This is a genomic window from Micromonospora sp. LOL_024, assembly GCF_048060415.1.
In the GTDB taxonomy this organism is placed as follows: domain Bacteria; phylum Actinomycetota; class Actinomycetes; order Mycobacteriales; family Micromonosporaceae; genus Micromonospora.
Map to the genome: position 1 here is coordinate 1 of NZ_JBHMIS010000072.1, position 7,600 is coordinate 7,600.

The window sequence follows — 7,600 nt, forward strand, 5'->3', positions numbered from 1 at the left end:
TCGGAGACTGATCTTGTCGCAAAGACCTGTCTACCGATGGCTCCACGCCCACATCCAGCACTGTCCGCTATGGACGCGATGCCCGTGTCATCCCGATCAGCACTCCCAGCCCTGTTGAGAACACCTCACTGACGCCCGTCATCGTTCGATCGTCCATTCCGGCTGGACCGGCGAGGCGATGACCAGCGAGGTATGCCCCTTTCGTTGCGGCCCGCCTCCGCAGGTTCGGCAATCCGCAAGAGCTCGCATAGCATGCTCGTCGATATCGTCGCGCGGTCAACGCCGATGAATGTCGAGAACCGCAGTCCGTGCTTCGACCCATGACGCGAGCGCCCCCTCACCGCCACGCCAGGGAGGTCACCGTGCGGTACATCTTGCTCAGCTGGCTCGATCGCGACAGCATCGCCGTACCCGGGACAGTCGGCTGGAGCACGGCCGACCTCCGCACGCATTTCCGGTACCTCGACGACCTCAACCAGAGCCTGACCACCACCGGGGAGCTGGTGAGCAGCCACACGCTGGCCCATCACCGGCGGGCGCTGATCGTCCGCGCCGACGCCAGGCCAGCGACGAGGATCGTGCGTTTCTCCGGATCCCGCGCCCTGGCCGGGTACTGGCTAATCGACTGTGCAAGGCCCCGGCGGGCGATCGAGATCGCCGCCCTACTCTCCGCCGCGCCCGGCACCTCGGCGCGTCCCCTCAACCACCCGGTCGAGATGCGCCCGGTGGCCGGGGCAGAAGCCCCGCGATTACCCGGCCGGCCGACGCCGGCCTAGGGCGTGTCCTGTAAGTCGATGCGCAGCCACAACACGATGGAAGCGATGATGATCTCTGATCGGTAGTAGGCCGCGCGTTTCGCGTAGCGGGTAGCCAGGCCGCGGAACTGCTTGAGTCGGTTGAAGCAGCGTTCGACGACGTTGCGGTCGGCGTACACCTTCGGGTCGAAGCGTGGTGGGCGGCCCCCGCGTGAGCCTTTCGCCTGGCGGCGGGCAATCTGGTCGCTCTTCTCCGGGCTGGTGAACGCGATCCCGCGCTCACGCAGCGCCGCCCGGGTCGAGGGATGGGAGTACGCCTTGTCGGCCAGCACCCGCCCGGGTCGTTTCCTCGGCCGGCCGGGACCGTCACGACGCACCGCGACCTGGTCGAGCAATGGTAGGAGCTGCGGGTTGTCCCCGGCCTGGCCCGGGGTCAGGATCACCGACATCGGCAGCCCCGTCCGTCGACCGCGAGATGGATCTTGCTGGTCAGCCCGCCGCGGGACCGACCGAGGGCTTCGCCGTCAACGGCGAGGTCCTCGACCCACCCTGTGACGCAGCCCCCTTTTTCCGGGCCCCAGCACTGTGCTGGTGGGCCCGGACCGAGGTGGAGTCGACACTGAAGGTCCACTCCACGTTCCCCACGGAGTCGTCCTTGACGATCACCTCGTCGAGGATGCGTTCCCAGGTGCCGTCGGCTGTCCAGATCCGGAGCCGTTCGTGCGCGGTCTTCCACGGCCCGTAGCGCTCGGGCATGTCCCGCCACGGGGCCCCGGTCCGCAGCTTCCACAAGATCGCGTCGATCACCTGTCGGTGATCACGCCACCTGCGACCCCTACCCACAACGGGTGGAAGCAGCGGCTCGATCCGCGCCCAGGCCTTGTCGGTCAACTCACCACGCCCTACCACCCGAGCATGATCAACGATCCCAGGTCAAACCCATACAGGACACGCCCCATAGCGGCGCGGAACTCCGGTGGCAGTGGTCTGTGAGAGGAACACTTCGTAACGGAGTTCCGCGCTCCTATCTCTCACGCCGACCCATCCCCGCGATTCCCATACGTCTGCACTCATCTCGGGCAACACGCTCCGCACTCAAGACGTTGCGCGGAAGGGCTCAGTAAGTTCTTCTACGCCGAGGCTTTCCGCCGCGTAGGCCAGTGCGGACCGGTCGAGTTCGCCCGGCCCCGGGCGGCCCGGCAGCAGCGACACCACCGAACTGCGTCCAGCCCGTACCGCCGGATGGCGTCTGGCCAGCTGAGCCAGTCCCTGGCCGGGTCCGGTCTCCACGAGGACGGCGTCTCGTTCGGCCAGCAACGCATTCAGCGCGGGCCAGAACCAGACCGCCGTGGCCGGTTGGCGGGCCCAGTAGTTCGGGTCGGCTACGTCCTCATGCGTCAATGCAACCGCCGTGTAACAGGAATAGAGGTTGATCCGCGGCCGGGAGACCGACAACTTCGCGATCGCTTCGGCCGCTCCCGCGGTGGCCGGCTCTAGCACCGGACTGTGGAACGGACTAAGCGAAGGCACCCGTCGACACGTGAAGTTCTGCGCCACCAGGGACTTCTCCACCAATGCGAGTGCCGGGTGCGGACCGGCGAGCACGATCTGCCTCGGCGCGTTGACAGCACCAATGACGACGTCGCCGTCGAGGAAGGCCGTGACGTCCGCCCGCCGCGCGGCGACAGCGAGCATGCCGCCCGGCGGGCCGTCGGCCAACCGGTGTATCCGGTCGAGCACGAGCCGGACCGCGTCACTCAGGCTGAACACACCGGCCAGCGTGGCTCCGGCCACTTCACCGATGCTATGTCCCAGCAACGCTTCCGGCCGTAGGCCCCAGTCGAGCACGACCTGCCCTAACGCGTAGTCGATAGCGAACAACAGGGGCTGTGAGCGGGTGACGTGGTCGAGGTCGACGGTCGGATGCGGCGCGAGCCAGTCGGCCAGCAGGCGGGCGCCTTCCTCTCCCATCTCGGTGAACACCTCGTCCATGGCCGCGGTGAACACCGGGTCAGTCCGGTACAGGCCGGTGGCCATGCCGACGTGCTGGGATCCCTGGCCTGGTAACAACAACGCGATCGGTTGGCCCATCAGCCTCCTTCCCTTCCTCATCCGGCCCACGCCGGGTGGGCAAGTATTTCGACGACCGCGCACGAGAAGCTGTACCCGGCACCGACGCTCACCAGCAAGCACGTGTGGCCCGCATCGAGCACGCCGCTGCTCACCAGATGGTCGAGGCCGGCGATAGGATCGCCCGCGCCGAGGTGGCCGACAGCACGACTCCACGGCCAGGTCGTCCTCGCTGGGTCGATGCCGAACCTGCTGAAGAACGCTACTTTTAGCCGCCTGCGACCCACGTGCGGCAGCACGATCCGGTCGATGTCGCCGAGTTCGAGGCCAGCAGCGGCCAAAGCTTGCTTGATCACGCGTTCCTGAGCGGAACTTACCAGCGAGGCCGCGTGGGACACGCCGGTCCTGGCGAAGAAGGCACGCTTGCACACCTCGTAGTCGACCTGTGCCCGGTGCTCGAATGGCGTCCGCCCGAAGGGGTCGTCACCGCGGTTCATACCTTCCAGCTCCGGCACCGACACGGTGACCAGGCTGCGTAGCCGCGCGAACCCGCCACGGCGGGACAACACCAACGCCGTCCCGCCATCGGCGTACACGGTGCCAGGATCGCTGTGCCAGCGGTCGAAACCGGGCAGGCAGAACTTGTCTCCCGTGGTAATAAGGGCCGAGGACCGCCCAGGATCGACGGCGAGGTAGGCCGAAGCCAGCTCCATCGCAGCCATCCCGCCGTTGGACACCTGGCGGACCTCCATCGCCGGGCAGTTGTTCCCCACAGCCTCCCGTTGCACGTAGGACGCTGGCGCCCACAGATCGTGGCCCTGGTAGAAGAAGCTGGCGTGCAATACCAGGTCGATGTCGTCGGCCGTCGACCGTGCACGGGCCAACGCCGTCCTAGCCGCACGGACGGCCATCTCCGGCGCGGACTCCTCGCCGGCCACCGAGACCGAGACCACGTCAGTGACCCGAGCCAGCACTGCATCGAACCCGCCGGCGGCGACCACCTGCCCGGTGGGCACCCTCGGCGGCAACCACGTTCCCGTGCCGTCAATGTAGGGGAGCTCCACCGTCAGCTGCGGGCGACTTGGTGGACCGCGTTCACGAACTGGTTGAGTGTGCGCACCTCGGACAGTGCGTCGTCGGACAATTCGACGCGGTACGTGCGCTTCACCATTGCGGCGGCCTCCATCAGTGCCAGAGAGTCGTACCCGAGGATTTGGAGGTCCACATCCCCGATGTTGCCATCGACTTCGACCGCCGCCTCCTCGCCAGCGCATTCACGCATGATCTCGACCATCTCGGGCAACGTGAGCTCGCTCATCTCTTTCCCCTTCTTCGATTGCTGACGACCAGTGCGCTATTGAACCCCCCGTGCCCCCTGGCGAGTACCAGTGCGGCCGAGCCGGCGAACGGCCTCGGTCTCTCCCCGAGGACGACGTCGATGTCGTAGCAAGGCGCGACTCTCGTGGTCGGCGGGATGACTCCGTCACGCAGCGCCAGCAACGCGAGCACGACGTCGAGTGGGGCACCGCCGGAGTAGAGGCGGCCGATCATGGTCTTGGGCGCGGTCACCGGCACGCCGTGTGGACCGAACAGCTCGACGAGCACCTCCGCCTCGACACGGTCGAGCGGGGCGACGCCAGCCGCGTCGGCGAACACCACCGCGATGTCGGCGGTGTCCAGCCCAGCGTCATCGAGCGCGACCTCGATCGCACGTCGTAGGTTGGGCGGCCGCCCCGAACCCGGCCGAGGGTCGAAGGTTGAGCCGTGGCCGGCTATCTCGCCGTATATCCGCGCGTCACGCGCCCGTGCCCGCCGCTCGTCCTCGACCACGAGGATCGCCCCACCCTCACCGGGCACATGTCCGGTGGCGTCCTTGTCGAACGGGAGGTACACACGGGCCGGATCCTCTCGCGTGGACAACTGGCCGCCGGCAACCTGCGCGGTCAGGCCGTATGGGCACAGTGTGGAGTCCATACCACCGGTGAGCACCAGCGCGGTCCCGCCGCAGACTAACCGCCTGGCGTGGGCGATGGCGACGAGGCCACCCGCCTGCTCCGTCACGAACACCCCGGTGGGACCACGCATGTCGTGCCGGATAGAGATCTGACCGGTGTTGACCGCGTAGAACCACGCGAAGGACAAGTAGGCACTCACGTGGTCCGGCCCGTCACGCCACAGGTTCTGCAGCTCGCGCTGGCCGAGTTCGAGGCCGCCTGCCGCGCTGGCTGTGATCACCCCCATCTCCAGCGGGGAAAACCCTGTGGTGTCGACGGCGGAGTCCGCAATCGCCCAGTCGGCGGCGGCGAGGGCGAACTGAGTCATCCGGTCGGTTTGCGGGATCAGCCTGCTCGGAATGTGCTTGCTCACGTCGAAGTCGAGTACCTCACCAGCTAGCTTGCTGGGATACGAGCCAGGATTGAAGCGCCTAATCGGACGGATCACGTCCTCGCCACGCAGGGTCGCCGACCAGAAGGCTTCACTGCCGAGCCCGTTGGGTGCCACGACCCCCAAACCGGTGACCACCGCTGCGGTCATCGAACTCTCGCATCCGTCAGCACCATCGCGCTCTGGAACCCGCCGAACCCGCTGGCCACTGTGAGCACCGTGGCCAGGTCCTGCTCGCGGCCGACCAGCGGCACGTAGTCCAGGTCCAGCTCGGGGTCGGGGCGGTGCAGGTTGGCGGTCGGCGGTACCACGCCGTGCTCGATCGCCAGCGCGCATGCGGCCACCTCGATCGCACCGACGGCACCGAGCGAGTGGCCGATCACCGACTTGATCGAGCTCACGGGCACCGCATAGGCGTGCTCGCCGAGGCTGCGCTTGAAGGCAGCGGTCTCATGCACATCGTTCTGCCGGGTGGCCGTGCCGTGCGCGTTGACGTAGTCGACGGCGGTCGGATCGAGCTTGGCCCTGTCCAGCGCCGAGGTGATCGCGGCCGCCATCTCTCGCCCGTCCGGGCGCAGGCCGGTCATGTGGTGAGCATTCCCATGACAGGCGTAACCGCTGACCTCGCCGTAGACGTGTGCGCTACGTGCGCGTGCATGCTCGAGCTCCTCCAGCACGAGGACCGCAGCCCCTTCGCCGAGCACGAACCCGTTGCGGGTCCGGTCGAATGGACGCGAAGCAGTCCCCGCGTCGTCGTTGCGTGGCGACGTCGCCTTGATCGCATCGAAACAGGCGACTGTGATGGGGGTGATCGGCGCCTCTGCACCGCCGGTGACCATGACGTCGACCGTGCCCTCCCGAATCAGCTGCCAGGCATAGCCGATGGCGTCGACTCCGGACGTGCACCCAGCTGAGACGATTGAGTTGGGCCCTTCCGCACCGACGAGCCAAGCGACCTCGGCCGCCAACGAGCTGGGGACGTAGTAGTCGTAGAGGTTGGGTGACGCGCGGCGGTGGTCGACCAACCACTGCCTTCCTTCGTCGCTGACCGCGCGATACTCCTGCTCGAGGCGCTGTGAGCAGCCAACTGCGTTGCCGATGCTCACCCCGACCCGGTGCGCGTTGTCTGGCACGCACTCGAAGTTGCTGTCCGCCAGTGCCTCCCTGGTCGCGACGACAGCCACCTGGCACGCTCGGTCCAGCCGCTCGATGTCGTCCTCGGTCAGGCCTTCTTTCCGCGGGTCGAAGTCACACTCTGCCGCGACCCTTGAGCGGAACGGCGTGGAGTCGAACGCCGTGATCAGCCTGGTAGCAGGCGCACCGGACACGATGCGCTCCCACATCGCCCTTGTCCCAACATCACCGGGGGCGACAACACCTATCCCGGTGATGGCGACACGACGTTCTCCCATGGCTGGCTCCCAGATCGTCCGCATCGATTGCTGACCACGACGATGGGCCGTCGCTCTAGAAATGGGCTAGAGGGATAACCGGACATCGGGTCGCCCTTGACCGGGGGCCGCAAGTGGTGTCGGCGCCAGGAGTCGCTCAGCCGTCCCCAGCCCCGGCGGTGCGGTCACGAATCGGGACCTCGATGCCGTGTCAAGCCCCAATGCCACGTAGCCTAGTTTGATCATGGTGCTGAGCTGGGCCTTTGTGGATGGTCGGCGTGGCGGGACGGCTGTTGCCGTGCGGGCTGTTTTGATCTCGGGTCATGTCGGTGGATGTGGTGGGCCGTCCGGTGGTGCGGCCGGATCAGGTGACACTCGGGGTGTTGATCTCGCAGGTGTCGCGGGAGGAGGTCGACGCCGCGGTCGAGGTGTGTGGGGTGCGGGAGAAGCGCTCGGATGGGAAGTTGCCGGTGCATGTGACCGCGTACCTGACGTTGGGGTTGGCGTTGTTCCCGGATGATGACTACTCCGAGGTCGCGGCCAGGGTGACGGGGTCGTTGGACCGGTTGGGGTGTTGGAACGCGGGGTGGAGCGTGTCGACCTCGAGTGCTATCAGCAGGCGCGGAAGCGGTTGGGTCGTCAGGTGTTCGCCGAGGTGTTCGAGCGTGTGTGTGGGCCGGTCGCGGGTGAGGCGGGTCCGACTGCCGGGATGGGCGCGTTGGGCACGGCGCGGGGGTCGTTCCTGCGTCGGTGGCGGTTGCTGGCGATTGACGGGTTCGACGTCGATCTGCCTGATAATGAGGAGAACGCGGCCGAGTTCGGGTATGCCGGGTCTGGCGGGAACCGGTCGGCGTTTCCCAAGGCCCGGGTGGTGGCCCTCGCGGAGTGTGGCACCCACGCGTTCGTCGCGGCGGAGATCGGCGCCTACTCGGTGAGAAGACCGCGAAACCACCACACGCCAGGACGCCGACCGGCTACGCGAGCAAATCACCACGTTGA

6 protein-coding genes and 3 pseudogenes are annotated in these 7,600 nt (G+C 67.2%); 3 read left to right on the forward strand and 6 right to left on the reverse strand.

Going from position 1 to position 7,600, the window contains the following annotated elements; genetic code table 11:
• Nucleotides 1-362 precede the first annotated feature (362 nt).
• On the forward strand, nt 363-776 hold the full coding sequence (locus tag ACFHWY_RS27390; protein WP_416583139.1) for a YciI family protein: 414 nt from the start codon (nt 363-365) through the stop codon (nt 774-776).
• Here ACFHWY_RS27390 and ACFHWY_RS27395 read toward each other — a convergent pair.
• The 6 genes and pseudogenes from ACFHWY_RS27395 to ACFHWY_RS27420 all read right to left on the reverse strand — a co-directional run bounded on the left by ACFHWY_RS27395 (nt 773) and on the right by ACFHWY_RS27420 (nt 6,622).
• Nucleotides 773-1,664, reverse strand: a pseudogene (locus ACFHWY_RS27395) (IS5 family transposase). The gene ACFHWY_RS27390 and the pseudogene ACFHWY_RS27395 sit on opposite strands and share 4 nt — an antisense overlap.
• A 186-nt stretch (nt 1,665-1,850) precedes the next feature.
• A complete protein-coding gene (locus ACFHWY_RS27400; RefSeq protein WP_416583140.1) occupies nt 1,851-2,846 on the reverse strand; it encodes an acyltransferase domain-containing protein in 996 nt (331 codons plus the stop codon).
• A gap of 17 nt (nt 2,847-2,863) precedes the next feature.
• A complete protein-coding gene (locus ACFHWY_RS27405; RefSeq protein ID WP_416583141.1) occupies nt 2,864-3,826 on the reverse strand; it encodes a ketoacyl-ACP synthase III family protein in 963 nt (320 codons plus the stop codon).
• Nucleotides 3,827-3,891: 65 nt separating this feature from the next.
• The gene (locus tag ACFHWY_RS27410) at nt 3,892-4,143 is read right to left on the reverse strand and encodes an acyl carrier protein (protein WP_416583142.1); all 252 of its coding nucleotides are present in this window, start codon (nt 4,141-4,143) and stop codon (nt 3,892-3,894) included.
• Nucleotides 4,140-5,360, reverse strand: coding sequence for a ketosynthase chain-length factor (locus ACFHWY_RS27415; protein WP_416583143.1), 1,221 nt, complete (start codon nt 5,358-5,360; stop codon nt 4,140-4,142). The genes ACFHWY_RS27410 and ACFHWY_RS27415 overlap by 4 nt, the downstream gene beginning before the upstream one ends.
• On the reverse strand, nt 5,357-6,622 hold the full coding sequence (locus tag ACFHWY_RS27420) for a beta-ketoacyl-[acyl-carrier-protein] synthase family protein (RefSeq protein ID WP_416583144.1): 1,266 nt from the start codon (nt 6,620-6,622) through the stop codon (nt 5,357-5,359). The genes ACFHWY_RS27415 and ACFHWY_RS27420 overlap by 4 nt, the downstream gene beginning before the upstream one ends.
• Nucleotides 6,623-6,924: 302 nt before the next feature.
• On the opposite strand from ACFHWY_RS27420, the pseudogene ACFHWY_RS27425 reads away from it, so the two are divergent.
• Nucleotides 6,925-7,161: pseudogene (locus tag ACFHWY_RS27425) on the forward strand (transposase domain-containing protein); the annotation flags it as partial.
• A 26-nt stretch (nt 7,162-7,187) separates the two neighbouring features.
• Nucleotides 7,188-7,600 (forward strand): annotated as a pseudogene (locus tag ACFHWY_RS27430) (hypothetical protein); the annotation flags it as partial.

What these genes read in the sequence shown, in the direction of transcription:
- ACFHWY_RS27400 (WP_416583140.1), bottom strand. Translation starts at nt 2,846, where the DNA reads ATGGGCCAACCGATCGCGTTGTTGTTACCAGGCCAGGGATCCCAGCAC.
- ACFHWY_RS27415 (WP_416583143.1), bottom strand. Translation starts at nt 5,360, where the DNA reads ATGACCGCAGCGGTGGTCACCGGTTTGGGGGTCGTGGCACCCAACGGG.
- ACFHWY_RS27420 (WP_416583144.1), bottom strand. Translation starts at nt 6,622, where the DNA reads ATGGGAGAACGTCGTGTCGCCATCACCGGGATAGGTGTTGTCGCCCCC.
- ACFHWY_RS27410 (WP_416583142.1), bottom strand. Translation starts at nt 4,143, where the DNA reads ATGAGCGAGCTCACGTTGCCCGAGATGGTCGAGATCATGCGTGAATGC.